Annotated in this window: 19 protein-coding genes and 4 pseudogenes; 13 read left to right on the forward strand and 10 right to left on the reverse strand. The window is 34.6% G+C overall.

Annotated elements, in window-relative coordinates:
* Nucleotides 1-5: 5 nt before the first annotated feature.
* The 5 genes and pseudogenes from N3Z16_RS10560 to N3Z16_RS10580 all read left to right on the forward strand — a co-directional run bounded on the left by N3Z16_RS10560 (nt 6) and on the right by N3Z16_RS10580 (nt 2,659).
* Nucleotides 6-131, forward strand: coding sequence for a hypothetical protein (locus tag N3Z16_RS10560; RefSeq protein ID WP_282487296.1), 126 nt, complete (start codon nt 6-8; stop codon nt 129-131).
* A pseudogene (locus tag N3Z16_RS10565) lies at nt 88-618 on the forward strand (IS6 family transposase); the annotation flags it as partial. The gene N3Z16_RS10560 and the pseudogene N3Z16_RS10565, both read left to right, overlap by 44 nt.
* A gap of 225 nt (nt 619-843) precedes the next feature.
* A complete protein-coding gene (locus tag N3Z16_RS10570) occupies nt 844-1,098 on the forward strand; it encodes an HGGxSTG domain-containing protein (RefSeq protein WP_282487302.1) in 255 nt (84 codons plus the stop codon).
* 98 nt (nt 1,099-1,196) lie between these two features.
* Nucleotides 1,197-1,629 (forward strand): annotated as a pseudogene (gene tnpA / locus N3Z16_RS10575) (IS200/IS605 family transposase).
* A 166-nt stretch (nt 1,630-1,795) separates the two neighbouring features.
* Nucleotides 1,796-2,659: an Rpn family recombination-promoting nuclease/putative transposase gene (locus tag N3Z16_RS10580; protein WP_282487298.1), complete on the forward strand. Its 864-nt coding sequence runs from the start codon at nt 1,796-1,798 to the stop codon at nt 2,657-2,659.
* Nucleotides 2,660-2,687: 28 nt separating this feature from the next.
* Here the strand turns inward: N3Z16_RS10580 and N3Z16_RS11575 are convergent, their stop codons facing one another.
* Nucleotides 2,688-2,963 (reverse strand): DUF805 domain-containing protein, encoded by a 276-nt coding sequence (locus N3Z16_RS11575; protein ID WP_410519656.1) that lies wholly within the window; start codon nt 2,961-2,963, stop codon nt 2,688-2,690.
* A gap of 74 nt (nt 2,964-3,037) precedes the next feature.
* Nucleotides 3,038-3,475 (reverse strand): IS200/IS605 family transposase, encoded by a 438-nt coding sequence (gene tnpA, locus N3Z16_RS10585; RefSeq protein WP_282485546.1) that lies wholly within the window; start codon nt 3,473-3,475, stop codon nt 3,038-3,040.
* A gap of 6 nt (nt 3,476-3,481) precedes the next feature.
* Here tnpA (N3Z16_RS10585) and N3Z16_RS10590 point away from each other — a divergent pair, with 6 nt between their 5' ends.
* Nucleotides 3,482-3,646 (forward strand): hypothetical protein, encoded by a 165-nt coding sequence (locus tag N3Z16_RS10590; RefSeq protein ID WP_282487211.1) that lies wholly within the window; start codon nt 3,482-3,484, stop codon nt 3,644-3,646.
* Here N3Z16_RS10590 and N3Z16_RS10595 read toward each other — a convergent pair.
* From N3Z16_RS10595 to N3Z16_RS10605, 3 genes and pseudogenes are all read right to left on the reverse strand, one after another.
* Nucleotides 3,635-5,422: a leucine-rich repeat domain-containing protein gene (locus tag N3Z16_RS10595; RefSeq protein ID WP_282487212.1), complete on the reverse strand. Its 1,788-nt coding sequence runs from the start codon at nt 5,420-5,422 to the stop codon at nt 3,635-3,637. The genes N3Z16_RS10590 and N3Z16_RS10595 overlap by 12 nt on opposite strands.
* A 103-nt stretch (nt 5,423-5,525) precedes the next feature.
* Nucleotides 5,526-5,957, reverse strand: a complete 432-nt coding sequence (tnpA, locus tag N3Z16_RS10600; RefSeq protein WP_282487213.1) for an IS200/IS605 family transposase — start codon at nt 5,955-5,957, stop codon at nt 5,526-5,528.
* Between the two features lie 160 nt (nt 5,958-6,117).
* Nucleotides 6,118-6,312 (reverse strand): annotated as a pseudogene (locus tag N3Z16_RS10605) (transposase domain-containing protein); the annotation flags it as partial.
* 338 nt (nt 6,313-6,650) lie between these two features.
* Here N3Z16_RS10605 and N3Z16_RS10610 point away from each other — a divergent pair.
* The 6 genes and pseudogenes from N3Z16_RS10610 to N3Z16_RS10635 all read left to right on the forward strand — a co-directional run.
* The gene (locus tag N3Z16_RS10610; RefSeq protein ID WP_282487214.1) at nt 6,651-7,169 is read left to right on the forward strand and encodes a hypothetical protein; all 519 of its coding nucleotides are present in this window, start codon (nt 6,651-6,653) and stop codon (nt 7,167-7,169) included.
* Nucleotides 7,170-7,208: 39 nt separating this feature from the next.
* Complete coding sequence (gene tnpA, locus N3Z16_RS10615) at nt 7,209-7,646, forward strand: IS200/IS605 family transposase (RefSeq protein WP_282485546.1); 438 nt, start codon at nt 7,209-7,211, stop codon at nt 7,644-7,646.
* Between the two features lie 64 nt (nt 7,647-7,710).
* Complete coding sequence (locus N3Z16_RS10620; protein WP_282487215.1) at nt 7,711-8,679, forward strand: tyrosine-type recombinase/integrase; 969 nt, start codon at nt 7,711-7,713, stop codon at nt 8,677-8,679.
* On the forward strand, nt 8,676-9,620 hold the full coding sequence (locus N3Z16_RS10625) for a tyrosine-type recombinase/integrase (RefSeq protein ID WP_282485596.1): 945 nt from the start codon (nt 8,676-8,678) through the stop codon (nt 9,618-9,620). Before N3Z16_RS10620 ends, N3Z16_RS10625 begins: the two co-directional genes overlap by 4 nt.
* On the forward strand, nt 9,617-10,627 hold the full coding sequence (locus tag N3Z16_RS10630) for a tyrosine-type recombinase/integrase (protein WP_282485597.1): 1,011 nt from the start codon (nt 9,617-9,619) through the stop codon (nt 10,625-10,627). Before N3Z16_RS10625 ends, N3Z16_RS10630 begins: the two co-directional genes overlap by 4 nt.
* Nucleotides 10,628-10,760: 133 nt before the next feature.
* Nucleotides 10,761-10,955, forward strand: a pseudogene (locus tag N3Z16_RS10635) (transposase domain-containing protein); the annotation flags it as partial.
* Nucleotides 10,956-10,996: 41 nt separating this feature from the next.
* Here N3Z16_RS10635 and N3Z16_RS10640 read toward each other — a convergent pair.
* The 4 genes from N3Z16_RS10640 to N3Z16_RS10655 all read right to left on the reverse strand — a co-directional run bounded on the left by N3Z16_RS10640 (nt 10,997) and on the right by N3Z16_RS10655 (nt 15,924).
* Entirely contained in the window at nt 10,997-11,593 is a 597-nt protein-coding gene (locus N3Z16_RS10640; RefSeq protein ID WP_282487217.1) for a transposase, read from the reverse strand.
* A 57-nt stretch (nt 11,594-11,650) separates the two neighbouring features.
* Nucleotides 11,651-12,052 (reverse strand): reverse transcriptase family protein, encoded by a 402-nt coding sequence (locus N3Z16_RS10645; RefSeq protein WP_282487219.1) that lies wholly within the window; start codon nt 12,050-12,052, stop codon nt 11,651-11,653.
* A 591-nt stretch (nt 12,053-12,643) separates the two neighbouring features.
* Nucleotides 12,644-15,577 carry an AAA family ATPase gene (locus tag N3Z16_RS10650; protein WP_282487221.1) on the reverse strand — a complete coding sequence of 978 codons (2,934 nt, stop codon included), beginning with the start codon at nt 15,575-15,577 and terminating at the stop codon, nt 12,644-12,646.
* 74 nt (nt 15,578-15,651) lie between these two features.
* The gene (locus N3Z16_RS10655; protein WP_282487222.1) at nt 15,652-15,924 is read right to left on the reverse strand and encodes an Eco57I restriction-modification methylase domain-containing protein; all 273 of its coding nucleotides are present in this window, start codon (nt 15,922-15,924) and stop codon (nt 15,652-15,654) included.
* 300 nt (nt 15,925-16,224) lie between these two features.
* Here N3Z16_RS10655 and N3Z16_RS10660 point away from each other — a divergent pair, with 300 nt between their 5' ends.
* Nucleotides 16,225-17,187: an IS5 family transposase gene (locus N3Z16_RS10660; RefSeq protein ID WP_282487224.1), complete on the forward strand. Its 963-nt coding sequence runs from the start codon at nt 16,225-16,227 to the stop codon at nt 17,185-17,187.
* Between the two features lie 197 nt (nt 17,188-17,384).
* Here N3Z16_RS10660 and N3Z16_RS10665 read toward each other — a convergent pair whose 3' ends face one another.
* Entirely contained in the window at nt 17,385-17,687 is a 303-nt protein-coding gene (locus N3Z16_RS10665) for a CCDC90 family protein (protein ID WP_282487225.1), read from the reverse strand.
* Nucleotides 17,688-17,692 lie beyond the last annotated feature (5 nt).

Genomic DNA, 17,692 nt, shown 5'->3' on the forward strand with positions numbered 1-17,692 from the left:
GACTTATGATGCTACCGCATCATGGCGCATTAGACAAGCTAAAGCTTTTCCATCTGGAAGATGGAGGTTTTCACCACCAAAGGGACTATAAAGTTTGTATCCTTAATAGACATGAGAGTGAGAAAATATAAGAAGCCTGTAGGTAAGAGCTGGAGAATGGATGAAACTTATATTAAAGTAAATGGCAGTTGGGTTTATTTATATCGAGCTGTAGACTCACTTGGTAATACCATAGAGTTTTTGCTTAGAAAGTATAGGGACGCAGCTGCTGCTAAAGCATTTTTCCGTAAAGCATTCAAGAATAACGAGCGTCCAGAGAAAGTAACAATTGATAAAAGCGGTAGTAATATATCCGCACTTAATAGCGCCAATAAAGATTTACCGGAAGACAAGCAAATAGAGTTACGTCAAGTGAAATATCTCAACAATATTATAGAGCAGGATCATAGATTTATTAAGAAGCGGACTAAGCCGATGCTTGGGTTTAAAAGCTTTCTCTCTGCTAAAATTACTATCGCCGGTATTGAGAATATCCGTATAATTCAAAAAGGACAAATTATTGGTAGCAATAACAATGCTTCTACTTTTGAGAATTTTAAAATGTTAATGGCAGCATAACGTCCAAAATCTGAGTTTTACTTCAAAAACACATTCCTCAAATATACATGCGACAGAACCATAATTTCTAATATTGTGGCTTGTAACTACATTTTATTAAACGAATTTTCAAAGTTTTGATTAACAATTTTTCTGGTTACAAATTTTGAAATTCCTATACTATAAAATAATGTGATTTTTTTATGACCAAATTTCGGTAATTATAATTGTCGGCGACCGGTAATTATAGTTGTCGCTAGACAGGGTAAGAGTGCTTTTTGTCAGGCAAGGAAAGTTACAGGCAAAAAACGCTGTAGAATGCACGGAGGAACTGGCGATGGTGCTCCGAAAGGTAATAAGAATGCCTTTAAGCATGGGAGATATAGCAGGGAAGTAATAGAAAAGAGAAAAAGCGTAATGAAATTTAAAAGGGAGTTTATGGAACTATTACGCATTATGAAAAACGAAGACAAAGAAAAACCTGATTTAAGCCTCGTATAGCGTTAGATTTATGTAGTTAAGTGGGATAGGGTTAACACCCTCGCCTTTAGGCGAACACTTTAGTATTATGAGTTACTAACCAAGAGGAGAAGTAGCTTATGGAATATAGAAAAGGTTCGCACAGCATATATGATCTGAAGTACCATGTAGTATTTTGTACGAAATACAGATACAGGGTTTTAACAGGACAAGTAGCTGATAGAACAAGAGAGATCATTAGAGAAATATGTGCGGCAAATTACATAGACATAGCAAGTGGCAGCATGAGTCCAGATCACGTGCATTTACTACTGTCAATACCCCCGAGTATTTCTGTATCAAAGGCAGTACAATACATTAAGGGAAAAAGCAGTCGGAAATTACTACAAGAATTTGAATTACTGAGAAAACGCTACTGGGGTCAACATCTCTGGGCTAGGGGGGTATTTTGTTGTTACGGTTGGTAATGTGAACTCAAATGAAGTACAAAAATACATAGAGGAACAAGAAATGCATCATAAGAGAGATGATTTTAAAATATCTGAGTTTTAGCGTTTACGCTTTTAATCCGCTTTGCAAGCGTTGACCAAACTACCGGCTTTAGCCGGTAGTAATTGATATTTAAGCTAACTAGATATTAAACAATAAAATTGATGCTGTATGAGGTTTAAAACAAGAAATAAGTATATAAAATAAGTGAGGATAAGGATAATTTACTATGACACACAGATATTTAGACCCAACGAACGATGTTGCATTTAAAAAACTCTTTAGCAATAAAGACCGCCTAATAGACCTGCTTAATTCCATTCTCAAGCTATCAGAAGGTAGTAGAATAAAAGAACTGGACTATATACCCCAAGAGCAGATGCCTTTATTTCTAGAAGGTAAGAGGAGTATATTTGACCTTAAGGTAAAAGATGAAGCAGGGCGTTGGTATATTATTGAGATGCAACGTAAAATGGAAAGGGACTATATTAACCGAGTTCAATTCTACGGCAGTTATTCATACGTAAACCAGATAGAACAGGGCGTAAGCCATAAAGACCTATTACCTGTGGTTGTTATTTCTATTATAGGTCAGAAGGTATTTGACGATGAGCTACCATGTATCAATTACCATTGCCTAAAAGAAACGAACACCAATAAGCAGTATCTTTTTTCCTTGATGTATGTGTTTGTAGAGCTAGGCAAGTTTGATAGTAACAAGATAGAGAATGATATAGATCAGTGGTTACATTTATTAAAATGTGCTCATAATGAACAAGAACCGCCGAAAGAAATAAAAAACAGTAGCGTATTATCTGCATATGAGGATTTAGAGCAATACAGGTGGAATGCTAGCGAGCATGATGCTTATATAAGGGCTAAACTAGCTATGGAAGCGGAAGAAATCAAGGTTGAAGAGTATTTAGAAAAGATAGAGCAAGCCGAGCTTAAAGGTAAAATTGATGGTGAACTCGGTAAGGCTGAGGAAATAGCCAAGAAAATGCTAGCTAGAGGTAAAAACGCAGAAGAAGTAGCCGAGTTAACTGGTCTTAGCCTAGAGAAAGTAAATAGCTTAAGGAAAAGACCTTTTTAAGGTCTTTTATGATTGCTGGACGATACGATTAATACTCTGGAGGTTCGCCGTAATTATTAACTCCGTCAGTTCCTTTTTTGAACATTAACCATAATATTAACAATTGACCGAATGGTATAAAGGAAATTAATACAAACCAACCACTAACATTTAAATCATGTAGTCTCCTAACAGCTAAAAAGAAATATTGGAGTGTATATATTAATAATAATAGTAATAATATTATTGCTAATATAGCTAAATATAGAGGTGTTGGACTTGGGTTATATCTGCTTATTTCACTATTTAATGATAATAAAAATATAAAAAATCAACCACTTTCATCTGAGAGATGAAAGTTTGATCTTTGCGACTAGAAGTCGCTTATCAAGCTAAAGCTCATTCTAGCCTAATATTTGAAGTAAAGTCGGTCTCATGAGCGTCAGTGTGTTTGTTGATATATTCGTTAATCATATCATCTGTAACATTACCGCTAGTTGAACTGAAGTATCCTCTGCCCCATAAATGTCTACCCCAGTATTTCTTTTTTAGTATCGGAAATTCTTCCTGTATTCTTTTAGATGATCTTCCCTTAGCTTTCTGAACAAATTCACTAATTTTAATATGCGGAGGAATATTTGCAAATATATGGACATGGTCGCTTGATACAACGCCATTTTCTATCTTTATACTCATTTCCTCAGCTACCTGTAACACTAGTTCCCGAACACGTTTTTTTATGTCGTAAGTAAGTACCTTATAGCGATATTTCGTTATCCATACTATATGATAACGATGATAAAAAACTGAATGTGATCTTTTGTTATAGTAAGTCATAGACTTATGATGCTACCGCATCATGGCGCATTAGACAAGCTAAAGCTTTTCCATCTGGAAGATGGAGGTTTTCACCACCAAAGGGACTATAAAACCCTAAATACATATTCTTTCCTACTAGCCCTACCTTTAAAAAAAAATAAATTATTAGTTAATAATTTAATAATATAACGTATCATATAAATACTCTATATCTCCTGTTAGTTCTGGAGAGGTTATAACATCTAACATTTGATACTTAGTATTTTTTACTCCTGCTTCTGTCTGTAACGCATCATTTTCAGCTTCAAAATAACAGAGTAAACTATCTTTAGCATCATTAGCTAAACTAGTCCTTGATGAAAGTTTTGCTATTAATCTTTCACCTGCAAAAGTTTGTACGTCATCATAAGCAATCATACATTTGGCCCAACCTCCTACAAGATAAGTTATAAAGTTAGATTTATTTTTTATCCAATCCAAAGTTGTTCTTTCAACCACAACATTATCAACATCAACACCACGGGCTTTTGCTTTTTCAAGCCTATTTTCATATATAGACATTTTCCTATCAGCACTACCATTAATATTAAGTTGGTACTTTTCAAACAATGTCATTGTAGTTATTATGACATCTTGAACTGTCTCATTTTTTAGAGCATTAACTAAAGCGTCCTCTCCTTTATCAGTGATTTTATTACCTTCTAGGCGTAAGGTTTTTAAGTGAGGGAATCTACCATTTAAGAGGGAATCGGCAAGTATATTAGCTCCTTCATCTCCTATCTGGTTATTACCTAAATTAAGGTTATGAATACTTGCAAGCCATTTTAAATTGAATGCTCCCGTTATCCAAGGAATATGGCTATCGTTTAGTAATTTATTATTTAAACCTAATGAGTATATATCACCCGTATTAATAGTAACCTTATCAAAAAGGATACTAGTATCTTTAGTTTTGCACTTATCTATATCCTTGAAAAAATACAGCATACCGCTAAAGCAAATTTTACTGTTTTCCCTTAAGTCTAAATATTTTAATTTAGTTATTTTACCGCTACTAAATCCATCGGCAAAAGGGGTTATTCCATTGTTAGTAAGGTTGTTATTAGCAAGATTTAGTGTTGTTAAATTGTTATTGTAATTATTTACTAAAAATTGAGCCAAATATTGTACACCAGAATCACCTATTTGATTATTAGTGAGATTTAAGGCAATTATATTTACAGCTGCTGAATAAGCTATTAACCTAGCACCATAATCACCTATATTCATACCATTGAAATTTGCTTCTGTATTATTTTTGACTAAAAACAAAATATTTTGTTCCTTTTGTAAAAGCTGTTGTCTATAAACAGGCATACTATCTTCAATAGTTTGAAATCTTCCTTTATCTAATATTTCTTCTTTACCCCAACAGTTAACCCAGTCTTCAAATCGTTCTGGGTATAGTTGAGGATATAATTGATGTAAAATATTAATAAAATCTTTTCTTATTGGTATCCATTTTTTATAATTAGGTAAACTAGCTTCAATATGTGTCCAATTTCCATTTTCTAATTGTTGTCTACCATAAGTGTTAGTATTCCAGTCTTCAAATTTCGCAGGGTAAAGATTAGGATGTAATTCATGTAAAAGCTCAATTAATTCTTTTTTTAAAGATTGTTGTTCGGAAATTGAGAACGTTTTTTTATCAGAGGACTTACTATAAACACTACTTTCCTGATTAGTACTACTAGAGCCGCCACCTCCTCCTCTTCCTTCTCCACCTTTGCTATTACTATGTGCCGAAGGATAATTACCAGAGCCATTATTACCACTATTACCTGTTGAACTTCCACGTATACATATATTAGTAACACCATCATTATCTTTCCAACTTCTTCCACCTTGACTTTTACATGTATGGCTACCTGTATTACTACTAGACCCACTCCCTCCGCCGCTACCTCTACTACCGCTATTACCCATAAATCATTACCTTATTAATTAAAAAATATTCTAAATATCAATTACTACCGGCTAAAGCCGGTAGTTTGGTCAACGCTTGCAAAGCGGATTAAAAGCGTAAACGCTAAAACTCAGATATTTTAAAATCATCTCTCTTATGATGCATTTCTTGTTCCTCTATGTATTTTTGTACTTCATTTGAGTTCACATTACCAACCGTAACAACAAAATACCCCCTAGCCCAGAGATGTTGACCCCAGTAGCGTTTTCTCAGTAATTCAAATTCTTGTAGTAATTTCCGACTGCTTTTTCCCTTAATGTATTGTACTGCCTTTGATACAGAAATACTCGGGGGTATTGACAGTAGTAAATGCACGTGATCTGGACTCATGCTGCCACTTGCTATGTCTATGTAATTTGCCGCACATATTTCTCTAATGATCTCTCTTGTTCTATCAGCTACTTGTCCTGTTAAAACCCTGTATCTGTATTTCGTACAAAATACTACATGGTACTTCAGATCATATATGCTGTGCGAACCTTTTCTATATTCCATAAGCTACTTCTCCTCTTGGTTAGTAACTCATAATACTAAAGTGTTCGCCTAAAGGCGAGGGTGTTAACCCTATCCCACTTAACTACATAAAAGTGTTGATAATTTCTAATATTGTGGCTTGTAACGTAAGCGTACGGCAAACCCGCCCTTGTTATTTAATTCATTCTAATTTAATATTCCAGGGGAGAAGGTCTTCGATGTGATTCGCCTTATAATCCTGAATAACTTCAAAAACTTTATGTAAATATTTAACAGGATTTATATTATTAAGTTTTGCTGTTTCAATTAAGGTATAGAAGATGGCCGCAGTATTACCTCCTTTATCGGAACCCGCAAAAAGCCAGTTTTTCCTGCCTTATGTTGCCAAGCCAGTTATGTTGTGTTGGGTCAACATTCCTTATTCTTCTTACCCCTTTATTATCATCTAAACAACATAATTTTTGCATGATGTAGGTTATCCTAACACTGGTTGTTCATAATTTCAATAAACCAGAAAGGAGGAAGATCATGTTTAACCAACTATTCAGAAGCAGCTATTACGTTACAAAGCATATTAACACACCATTGCTGGAGGAGCGTTTAAATTATCTCCAGTATTGGCATGAAGCTGGTAAAGCTCACAGCACTCTCACAACTATCGCGCAATATCTTGTACGCATTGTTGAGTATCTACAGTTAGATACTACAGATATTGTGACTATAGAAGAAGTTGAAGTAGCTGCTGATCTCTGGGCTAGATATCAATCTAATAACCCACAAAAAAAGGCAGCCTTTTCAAAAACTGGGAAAAAACGTTTTATTTGGTATGCCACTCACTGGCTGGCAAAACTATGTCGTTTAAAACGCCCAGTAAAAACAGTTATCCCAGTGTTCCAGAAGATTTTTGTGCAATCTCATACAATAGCCCGCCATTCGACAGCTCCGTTAGTTGAGGAAAGGGTGATGTATCTACAGTATTGGAGTGATTGTGGAGCAGTAACTTCTACCATTCGTATAATAGCGCAGTATCTATTGATCATCATACAGTTTTTAGACTTTTATCAAGTAAGGATAGTAACATTGAGTGAAATTGAAGAAGCAGCAGTGAGGTGGCGCCGGACAAGAGATCCACAGAATATACATAAGAAAAGCAAATATTCAAAATTTGCAAAAAGACAATTTATAGTCCCTTTGGTGGTGAAAACCTCCATCTTCCAGATGGAAAAGCTTTAGCTTGTCTAATGCGCCATGATGCGGTAGCATCATAAGTCTATGACTTACTATAACAAAAGATCACATTCAGTTTTTTATCATCGTTATCATATAGTATGGATAACGAAATATCGCTATAAGGTACTTACTTACGACATAAAAAAACGTGTTCGGGAACTAGTGTTACAGGTAGCTGAGGAAATGAGTATAAAGATAGAAAATGGCGTTGTATCAAGCGACCATGTCCATATATTTGCAAATATTCCTCCGCATATTAAAATTAGTGAATTTGTTCAGAAAGCTAAGGGAAGATCATCTAAAAGAATACAGGAAGAATTTCCGATACTAAAAAAGAAATACTGGGGTAGACATTTATGGGGCAGAGGATACTTCAGTTCAACTAGCGGTAATGTTACAGATGATATGATTAACGAATATATCAACAAACACACTGACGCTCATGAGACCGACTTTACTTCAAATATTAGGCTAGAATGAGCTTTAGCTTGATAAGCGACTTCTAGTCGCAAAGATCAAACTTTCATCTCTCAGATGAAAGTGGTTGATTCGAAATGCTGCGAGGTGGTTTAAAATGCTAGGTTGTTTACAGGAAACCAAGCAGCCTATTTCATTTGAAGAATATCTCAACCAGTATATAAGTTACATGAGGCAGGAACAAGGACTGTCCGAATGTACAATTCTTTCCAGGTTTTATCAACTTAGAATTTTTCTTACCAGTATTGAGCAGAAGCAGCAAGAATTTACTAAGCTCACACCACTCATCGTAGATGAGATAATCATAGGCAAACATGATATTGATCATCACTCAAGACGCACTGTGCAACTTTACGCTTCAATACTGCGCTCCTTCTTGAGATATGCCGAGGATCAAGGCTGGTGTCCAAAACACTTGGCAAGTACTATTAAAGCACCACGTGTATATAGAGATGAGTCACTGCCTTCTGCACCATACTGGAGTGATGTCAAAAGGTTACTAGCAAATAGTGTCAGTGATAGTCTAGTAGACATCAGAGACTATGCCATATTAATGCTACTATCAGTATATGGCATGAGATGCAGTGAGGTTACTCATCTTCGTTTAGAGGATATCGATTGGGAAAATGAGTTGATTCATTTACAGCGTGCCAAGAGATGCAAACCTCAGACATTCCCTCTTTCTAAAACCGTTGGCGAAGCAATTTTACGATACTTAACTCTCGTCAGACCAAAATTGCGCACGTCGAGAGAAATATTCTTGTCTATGTACGTGCCTTATAAACTTTTATCATCGGCTGCAGTGTATCAAATTGTCAGTAAAAGGCTTAAGAAGCTGAATATTACAATAAAACATTATGGACCACATGCACTTCGTCATGCATGTGCCACTCATTTAATTAATGAAGGAATATCACTGAAAGAAATAAGTGATCATTTGGGGCATCGGACTCTAGATACCACAAGAATTTATGCAAAGGTTGATCTTACAACTTTGCGCAAAGTTGCTGAATTTGATATGGGAGGTCTATTATGATGCTAAACCAACTTGTAACTCAATATATCCACTATAGGCAATCTTTAGGTGAGAAATTTAAGACCAATGCGTACTACTTAAAAGCCTTTTGCAGGATAGTGGAATCAAATACAGATATCCAATCTATCTCTTTAGCGCAAATAAACAGCTTTCTTTACGGGGACGCGCAAACTGTAACATCTAGCTGGTTTGCCAAGCATTCTGCACTCTTCGGATTCTATCAGTATGCATTGACGCGCAATTACGTTACCAAAGTACCACTTCCATCTATTTTACCAAAAAGACCACAAGGATTTGTTCCATATATTTACTCACAAAGTGAGCTAAAACTACTTTTTGATACAGCCTTAACATATCAAAAAAATAAGAGCTGCATTCTGCCATACACAGTACAGACTGCACTTATTTTGACCTATGCTCTTGGTCTACGAATCCATGAAACACTGTCTCTAACTCTGCAGGACATAGATATAGAGAATGCAGTAATCACAATAGAGCAATCTAAATTTTATAAGTCCCGCTTAGTACCGTTTAGTATACAAATTAAGGATACCATTGCCAAATATTTAGAATGGAGGATAGATCAAAGGCAGCCACAATCACCAGAAAGCCCTTTGTTTATAGGGAAAAATGCTCAGGCATTTAATATAAATACAATGCAATATATTTTCCAAAGAATAAGAGCTAAGGCTAAGATTAAAAGAGACGATACTAGCAGATATCAACCAAGAATGCATGATCTTCGTCACAGCTTTGCTGTACATAGACTAACAAGTTGGTATCGGGAGAAGAAGGACGTGCAACAACTTCTTCCAATATTATCAACCTATCTTGGTCACAGACGCCTTGCTGATACGACGGTTTATTTGACAATGACGGATGATCTGTTGCAGGAGGCTAATATACGCTTTGAAAAATATACAATAGGAGAAAAACAATGAAAGATACAAATTATTTAAGCATATGGATAAAACGATTTTTGTTAGAATATTTAATCAGTACCAGAAACCTATCAAAAAACACACAGCAAAGTTACCGCGATACATTCAAGCTACTATTGCCATGCATGGCTAGTAGGTCTAAAAAGGCCATTGATAAATTGCTTATAGATGACATTAGCTCAGATCATATAAAAGCCTTTCTTCTTTCGCTCGAGAATGATCGCCATTGTTCATTATCAACGCGCAATCAACGCCTTGCGGCACTTCATGCTTTTGCAAAATTTGTAGGGCTAAATAGCCCAGAGCATGTAGAATGGTCTAGACAAGTACAGATAATCCCCTTTAAAAAAGCGGAGCACAGATTGATAACTTATCTTGATAAATCAGAGATGGATGCGCTATTAACCGCCCCAGATACTAACACTACTCAAGGCAGGAGAGATTATGCATTATTACTCTTCCTCTATAATACTGGAACTAGAGCTGATGAGGCGGCTCAGCTAACAATAGCTGATCTCAGTGTAGCTCATGTGCAAAAGAGAGATTTATCTACTGTTATCATCAGAGGCAAGGCTAATAAATTTAGAAGATGTCCATTATGGCAAAAAACTGTTACAGAACTTCAAGGTTTGATAGCTAATAGAGATAAACATGAGCATGTGTTCTTAAACCGCTGCAAGCAACCACTGACTCGCTTTGGAGTGCATAACATGGTCAGACGTTATACCAAAGAGATCGTCAAAACAATACCATCGATAAGCCAAAAAAGAGTAAGCCCACATACAATACGTCATACGACGGCTACTCATTTACTGCAATCTGGTGTAGATATCAATACAATCAGAGCTTGGCTCGGACATGTATCAATTAACACAACAAATATTTATGCAGAGGTAGATTTAGAAATGAAGGCAAAAGCACTAGCTTGTTGTGATATTACAAATGATAAGCCACCAACGCATTGGAGGGACAATAAAGACCTGATGAGTTTTTTGGCTACACTTTAATACAAATAAAATAATACGGAGCGTCGTCGGAGCGTTGAGTTAGGGTACTTAATTATGTTATCTTCGTTTCATAAAACGTACAGAGATATAGGGTGCAATAACTCAACACAACATAACTAGCTTGGCAACATAAGGTAGGAAGAACTGGCTTTTTGCGGGTTCTGATAACGGAGGTAATACCGCGGCCACTTTCTATACCTTAATTGAAACAGCAAAACTTAATAATATAAATCCTGTTAAATATTTACATAAAGTTTTTGAGGTTATTCAAGATTATAAGGCCAATCGCATTGAAGACCTCCTCCCTTGGAATATTAAATTAGAATAAATTAAATAACAAGGGCGGGTTCCCCGAACGCTTACTTTTTATCAAGGGGCATTGAAAATATGAAAAATGAAATAACAATTAAATGCCAGCTTTTGAACAAAATGTTTCATATTGGTAAACCAATCTCTGTGCGCACTTGTTAACAAATTTTTTTGGGTAAGGGTGAATACAGCCATAATTTGATTTGTGCAACAAAGCCATTCGTTACCGGTATATGTTTGAATGCCGCTAGAGTCGATAGCAACGTGATTAACTTCTTCTCCATTACGCACAGGTTCAAATTTAATGTTTAGCTTTTTACTGCGTTTACTAATGGTAGTATAGTCAGGACACTTAATATCTAAGCCGCACATTTGAAATATACAATCCAGAAAACCTTGTGTCTGTCGTAATTTTAGCCCAAATAAACATCTAATTTGTAAAACTTGTATAATTGCCTGATCACTATATGTTTTCTGCCTTCCAGTCTTTCTATTACTATGATTGTCTTCATGCCAACCATCACACAAATTTTCTGATATCATAAAATCTATACGTCCTCTGCGTCTCAGAGAATCGTTATATTTTGGCCAATTTTTTACTTTGAACTTAGAATTTATTCTTGAATCGCTAAACGGCTTTTTCTTTGGGGATCTCATTATAAAATTGATTATTTTTTCAATATCCTAAATTCTATCAGAAATTTCTTAAATCCTTTAGCAACTTAATATTTGTGCAACAAAGCCAATTACTATAGGAATACCCAGTTGACGTAAGCCACCATTTACTTTTGGAATCTTGACGCAACGAACAGGGCAGGGTCTATAGGTTTTATTGATTAATGCAAGGCTTAGTTCTTCTAGGATAATATCTAAATTTTCAGATACTTCCGTAACTGTCATTTTATCGACACCAGGCGCACCTTTATTACGTTTAACCGCTTTAAAGGCCAGAATAAGATTTGCTTTAGAAGCAATCTCATTCATTAGATTTGTTAGACAATCGGAGTTATGTGATGTTGATAATGTTAATTGTGCCTCGCTATCAGGAGCGCTGGATCTGCCGTAACCCCTTGATGCGTGGAGATCAAAAATGTTCGTATAGTTTATAGCGTTCATTATTGTTCGTTTCTACAATATTATAAGTTATCAAAAGACATAGTCCTTTGTCTAATAGCAGCAATTCAGACCTTCCTTATATTTGGTGCCTTAATATAAGTACTACGTCCTCTGCTGACTTCTTATACTCTATCCATTAACATCGCTGTTAATATAGCTGCATACGTCAGCGGAGTATAAGATCTCCCGAGGTAAGATGAAGTAGTTTCCCAAGGTCAGACCAGATTTACTATGATGCGCGTCTGTTTGAAGACAGGTTATTCTATCTATTGCTAGGTTACCTCGCCATCATAGCCTACTATCTAGTTTCTGTTCGTTCCAACCTTGTTTTGCCATCAGCTTCCTTCAGTTAGATCCCTCACGAGACTAACCTTGCCTAGACTAATAGACCGCTTCAACTCAGCCTATAGAGGACTTTCACCTCCTACGCCTACACCATGCTCGGCGTCACAATAACAATTAAATGCCAGCTTTTGAACAAAATGTTTCATATTGGTAAACCAATCTCTGTGCGCACTTGTTAACAAATTTTTTTGGGTAAGGGTGAATACAGCCATAATTTGATTTGTGCAACAAAGCCCTTATTTGTCACTAGCTATATACACTTCCGCTATCAATACCTAATACTTGTACGCCTTCAGCAAGTAGTTCGTTTTCTAATAATTTAGAATGATAAGGTACTGTATCTTCTTGAGAAATCCTTTCACCGGATAAATAGTCTATAAAGTCTTCTATTACTTCAGGACCACAATTATTAAATTTCTGCTGCTGCACTTTTTTTTGTTCTATAAGAATACTGTAACCATTATTAGAACAAACTTTATCTAAATCTTTATCTAAAGTTATTGAAATAGGCTTGTTTTCTGGATCCAAATAAACCATCTTAAACTCCTGGCCTACCTTAGCAAAAACTAAGCCCACCCAATGTTTACTATCTATATTATACGGGACTAGAGCTAGTTGACATTCTTTTAAATTCAAATTTATTAATTCATTTATTATACAGTCGGAATCAGTATCTTGGCCTAATTGATATTTAGAAGAAACTAATTTTACTGTATTTTGTGCATCTTCATCTAATTGTTTGATCCTTAGTGCAAGAATTTTTTCCATACCTTTACTATAATACTCGCTAAACTTTTCGTGAAATGGAAGAGTTTGGTTATCATCTTCACTATTTTCAGTTGCTCCCCTACCAGGTACATTATAGTAAGTATTTGCGTCTATAGTAAATTTAGTAGTAATCTGTTTATCTTCTGAAATATTTACTGCTACATAAATGACATTTTGAATATTTTTAAAATTTTCTAAAAGATTTGAATATTTTTCAAGTTGTTCACTTGCAATATCTACATGCTGATTATATTTTAATTCAATAATTATTGCTTGCTTAGTGGCGCTATCAACTAGCATTATATCAGCCCTAGCTTGATTTTTATACCAAATTTCAGTGCCAAAGTGAGATAATGTCTTAATTTGTAAAGCAATATAATTTAGTACTGAATGTACTATGTCTTCATTACCATGAAAACCATGACCTTCATTATTTTTAATGTTAGTAAATTGGGGTAATGCAAGTAGTAGCTCTTTAAATGATTTTTCAAATTCATCTATCTTTTTTTTTATATCTTGTTTATTAAAAACTTCTACAAGTGCGTCTGTAACATTAGTAAAAAGTTTTGGATCTACTGTGTATTGTTGTTTGTAGTATACTAATAATTTATTATTCAATTCTGCTGTTATTTCTTTATTTGGCAGCTTAAGCGTGTATACATTACCTGAAACGTGCGTATCCAAAGTTAAATAACCTGTTAAAAATAGGTAAGAAAAAAATAAATCATAAAATTGATCATTTATTTTAAAGTTACCCCCTATAGTCATAGAGCTTTTAAGGGTTTGGAAATCTTTACTTGAGATCTTAAGGTCCCCTAAATTTACAGTAATTGCCTTACTATTAATTAATTCTTGTACTCTTTTTTCAATTGCTTGGTGTTTAAAAAGATCCTCTATAAAATCTATATCACCACTTCTTTCCCAATAATTTTTAATTGATAGACGCTTTAGTTGCTCAATATCACCCTTATGTCTGTAATCTTGAAAATTTTTCAAACAATTTACAATAGACCATATGTTATACACATCAAAGTCGCCGACTTTATAGCCGTTATACCAATCTTTAATATCATCGGCTAAATTTTTAGGTACATTATATTTATCAAGTAAGTAATTTACTTCATCTTGTGTAAAGGCATAATACTGTGCATAGTTTTCACTTAAAGCGTTATGTTCTACTAAATTATTTAGTCCAGAAAATAAATCAGCTTTTGCTATCCTTAATATTCCAGTAATAAATCCTTTTGCTAAGTACTCAGAATCGTTTGCGTCCGTTTTAAAAACAGCTTCGTTTATCGCTCTAAACAAACCAATGACTTGTTCAAATTCTTTTTTGTCCAGTTTTTTAAAGCCATAATTTATTGGAGCATCGTATTCATCTACCAAAACATATACTTTTTTATTAAAGTGCTTATATAACATTTCAGATAAAAAATTAAGTCCAACACGTATTTCTTCTAATGTAATACTTTCGTATTTTGTTTCACTTATATAATTTTCTAATTTATTTATTTCATCCGAAGCGAGTTTTGTACTTTTTAAAAGATATTGGTGTTCCTTAAAACTCTTATGTAAGGCTCCCTTAACTCTAGTTTCTATTTGTTGATAATTTTCTCCTTTAGTAGCTTTGAAATCAATATATACAACTGGAAATTTTCCTTGATAATCTGAAGGTAAATGTTGAATTTTTTCACATTCTTCTATTATTGTTATTTTTTCTGTTGATATTTTTAAAGGCTTAAGAGCCTTCTTATTCCCAAAAAATAATTTCGCATTTTTTATTTTATTTGCTTCTAATGGCATACCATTCTCGTCCACTTCAATTTCTAAAAAAGTCTTTATCATATCAAGATTTATACTTTTCCCACATCTCCTTGGAAAGGTGTTTAAAATAACAACTCCTTGCCCCTCTAAGAATTCTTTAATTAGCAAGCTTTTATCTATGATAACAGTACTCTCAAGTAACAATTTTTTAAAGCTACTTGTTCCAACTAATATTCCTTGACCACTATCATTATCAGGACTAGTAGAACCACCAGAAGGTTGAGAGGTACTACTGAACCACTTTTTTGCAAAATTAACTATACCGACTTTAAAATTCAAAATATTAGAAAAGTTAGTGTGTTGAATGTTAAAAACACTATTACCCGTCGCTAAACTCTTAGAAGTAAGGCCAAAATGGCTATGACCAACCAAACCAGTAGTTATAGGGGAACTGTGCTGACTGGGAGAATACCACTTCAATTTAGGAGTAAAAGCATGACTCAGGGCACCATGGTAAATATGGTGAGTTTCAAGCGGTATATATGTAAAGTTTTGACCTGCTACTTTGCTTACTAAATCTTGCGCTGCAGTATAGGATGATTGTTGACTTTTAAATCTTTGATAAAAAGTAGTAGAAAGACGTTTCATTGATTACCTTATTTGCACAATTTATTTATTACATAAGCAAATGTAACATACTTTGAATCTATTTTACATAGCAATTATTGCTTTCTTCCTTCCAGTTTTTCAGGTTCTGTCGCAATAATTCCATTTCTTTTAAGTAGCCTTGCTGACTTCGCAACAAAAAAATGATGTATTGTAAGGTGGGATAAATCTTTATAATAAATATCTTCTACCAGTTTGTTACTATAAGGTGGGTTTGAGATAATTAAATCATATTTTTTATTGCCATAATTTAAGTTTTCAAAACCAGCGCAACTAATATTTAGCTTTGGATATTTTGCTACTAATATTTGGCTAGTGAGTAAATCCATCTCGACCGCATTCACCCTGCTATTATTGTATATAGGCTTTGGCATGTTATCTAAGAATGCACCGATGCCCCGCTGCTGGCTCTAATATATCACCCCCTTTAAAACCTAGACGAGATAGCATTGACCACATAAATTTTACCAGCAGCGATGGCGTATAATAGGCACTACTTGTGCTACTCTTAATAGATTCTATTTTTGCATCCGATAGAGAATGGCTTTGTTGCACAAATATTAAGTTGCTAAAGGATTTAAGAAATTTCTGATAGAATTTAGGATATTGAAAAAATAATCAATTTTATAATGAGATCCCCAAAGAAAAAGCCGTTTAGCGATTCAAGAATAAATTCTAAGTTCAAAGTAAAAAATTGGCCAAAATATAACGATTCTCTGAGACGCAGAGGACGTATAGATTTTATGATATCAGAAAATTTGTGTGATGGTTGGCATGAAGACAATCATAGTAATAGAAAGACTGGAAGGCAGAAAACATATAGTGATCAGGCAATTATACAAGTTTTACAAATTAGATGTTTATTTGGGCTAAAATTACGACAGACACAAGGTTTTCTGGATTGTATATTTCAAATGTGCGGCTTAGATATTAAGTGTCCTGACTATACTACCATTAGTAAACGCAGTAAAAAGCTAAACATTAAATTTGAACCTGTGCGTAATGGAGAAGAAGTTAATCACGTTGCTATCGACTCTAGCGGTATTCAAACATATACCGGTAACGAATGGTTGGAAAATAAGCATGGCAAACAATATATTCGTAGAACTTGGAAAAAGATACATATAGTGGTCGATGATAAAGGTTTTATTGTAGCTAATGCAACTACTGAGCACAATGTTGATGATAGATCCCAAGTTAGTGAACTACTGACAGATATTAATACCAAGGAATTTTTGGCTGACCCTGGGTATGATGGAGAAAGTATGTATCAATTTCTAAGAGGCAAAGGCATAAAACCAACTATTAGACCACCAAACAGCCACGCAGCAAGCCAAGCGGCGCATGTGAAAACAGAGCGCGATATAGAAGTTGAATATCAACAAGGCAATGGGTACCAAGCGTGGAGGGTAAAGAATAATTATGGTAGAAGGGAGAGTGTAGAAAATACATTCTTCAGGTTCAAGAGCTCTTTTGGCAGCCAATTTTTATCAAGGGGCATTGAAAATATGAAAAATGAAATAACAATTAAATGCCAGCTTTTGAACAAAATGTTTCATATTGGTAAACCAATCTCTGTGCGCACTTGTTAACAAATTTTTTTGGGTAAGGGTGAATACAGCCATAATTTGATTTGTGCAACAAAGCCAAGCTACTTCTCCTCTTGGTTAGTAACTCATAATACTAAAGTGTTCGCCTAAAGGCGAGGGTGTTAACCCTATCCCACTTAACTACATAAATAAATTTGATCAAGTGTCATGATACTAATTTGGGGTCAAAAGGCAAGTAATTAATGGATAAATGTATTTTTCAACAAAATACCTACAATCAATAAACCAATAGCCATAATCCATTTTATATTGATATTGATGGATTTTACTTCAGATTTGAGATCAGCAAATTCAGTTCTTAGCTCATACAATTCTGTTCTAAACTCGGTTCTTATGTCAGAAAAAGCAAGTGATAAATCATTTTTAGTAGCTAATTGGTCACTCTGGTCATTTATAGCATCTACAATTAGCTCAGCATGTTCTTCCGTGAAGCCATGTTGTGTGAATTTCTTTACTATTGCATGTGTATTTAATATAGCCATATAGT

The organism is Candidatus Megaera polyxenophila (assembly GCF_029982035.1).
GTDB classification, from domain to species: Bacteria; Pseudomonadota; Alphaproteobacteria; order Rickettsiales; family Rickettsiaceae; genus Megaera; species Megaera polyxenophila.

Bases quoted from the DNA above. Each gene is read 5' to 3' on its own strand.
- N3Z16_RS10595 (WP_282487212.1), bottom strand. From the start codon at position 5,422: ATGGGTAATAGCGGTAGTAGAGGTAGCGGCGGAGGGAGTGGGTCTAGT.
- tnpA (WP_282487213.1), bottom strand. From the start codon at position 5,957: ATGGAATATAGAAAAGGTTCGCACAGCATATATGATCTGAAGTACCAT.
- N3Z16_RS10630 (WP_282485597.1), top strand. From the start codon at position 9,617: ATGAAAGATACAAATTATTTAAGCATATGGATAAAACGATTTTTGTTA.
- tnpA (WP_282485546.1), top strand. From the start codon at position 7,209: ATGACTTACTATAACAAAAGATCACATTCAGTTTTTTATCATCGTTAT.
- N3Z16_RS10560 (WP_282487296.1), top strand. From the start codon at position 6: ATGATGCTACCGCATCATGGCGCATTAGACAAGCTAAAGCTTTTCCAT.
- N3Z16_RS10650 (WP_282487221.1), bottom strand. From the start codon at position 15,577: ATGAAACGTCTTTCTACTACTTTTTATCAAAGATTTAAAAGTCAACAA.
- N3Z16_RS10665 (WP_282487225.1), bottom strand. From the start codon at position 17,687: ATGGCTATATTAAATACACATGCAATAGTAAAGAAATTCACACAACAT.
- N3Z16_RS10580 (WP_282487298.1), top strand. From the start codon at position 1,796: ATGACACACAGATATTTAGACCCAACGAACGATGTTGCATTTAAAAAA.
- N3Z16_RS10645 (WP_282487219.1), bottom strand. From the start codon at position 12,052: ATGAACGCTATAAACTATACGAACATTTTTGATCTCCACGCATCAAGG.
- N3Z16_RS10655 (WP_282487222.1), bottom strand. From the start codon at position 15,924: ATGGATTTACTCACTAGCCAAATATTAGTAGCAAAATATCCAAAGCTA.
- N3Z16_RS10660 (WP_282487224.1), top strand. From the start codon at position 16,225: ATGAGATCCCCAAAGAAAAAGCCGTTTAGCGATTCAAGAATAAATTCT.
- N3Z16_RS10590 (WP_282487211.1), top strand. From the start codon at position 3,482: ATGATGCTACCGCATCATGGCGCATTAGACAAGCTAAAGCTTTTCCAT.
- N3Z16_RS10640 (WP_282487217.1), bottom strand. From the start codon at position 11,593: ATGAGATCCCCAAAGAAAAAGCCGTTTAGCGATTCAAGAATAAATTCT.
- tnpA (WP_282485546.1), bottom strand. From the start codon at position 3,475: ATGACTTACTATAACAAAAGATCACATTCAGTTTTTTATCATCGTTAT.
- N3Z16_RS10625 (WP_282485596.1), top strand. From the start codon at position 8,676: ATGATGCTAAACCAACTTGTAACTCAATATATCCACTATAGGCAATCT.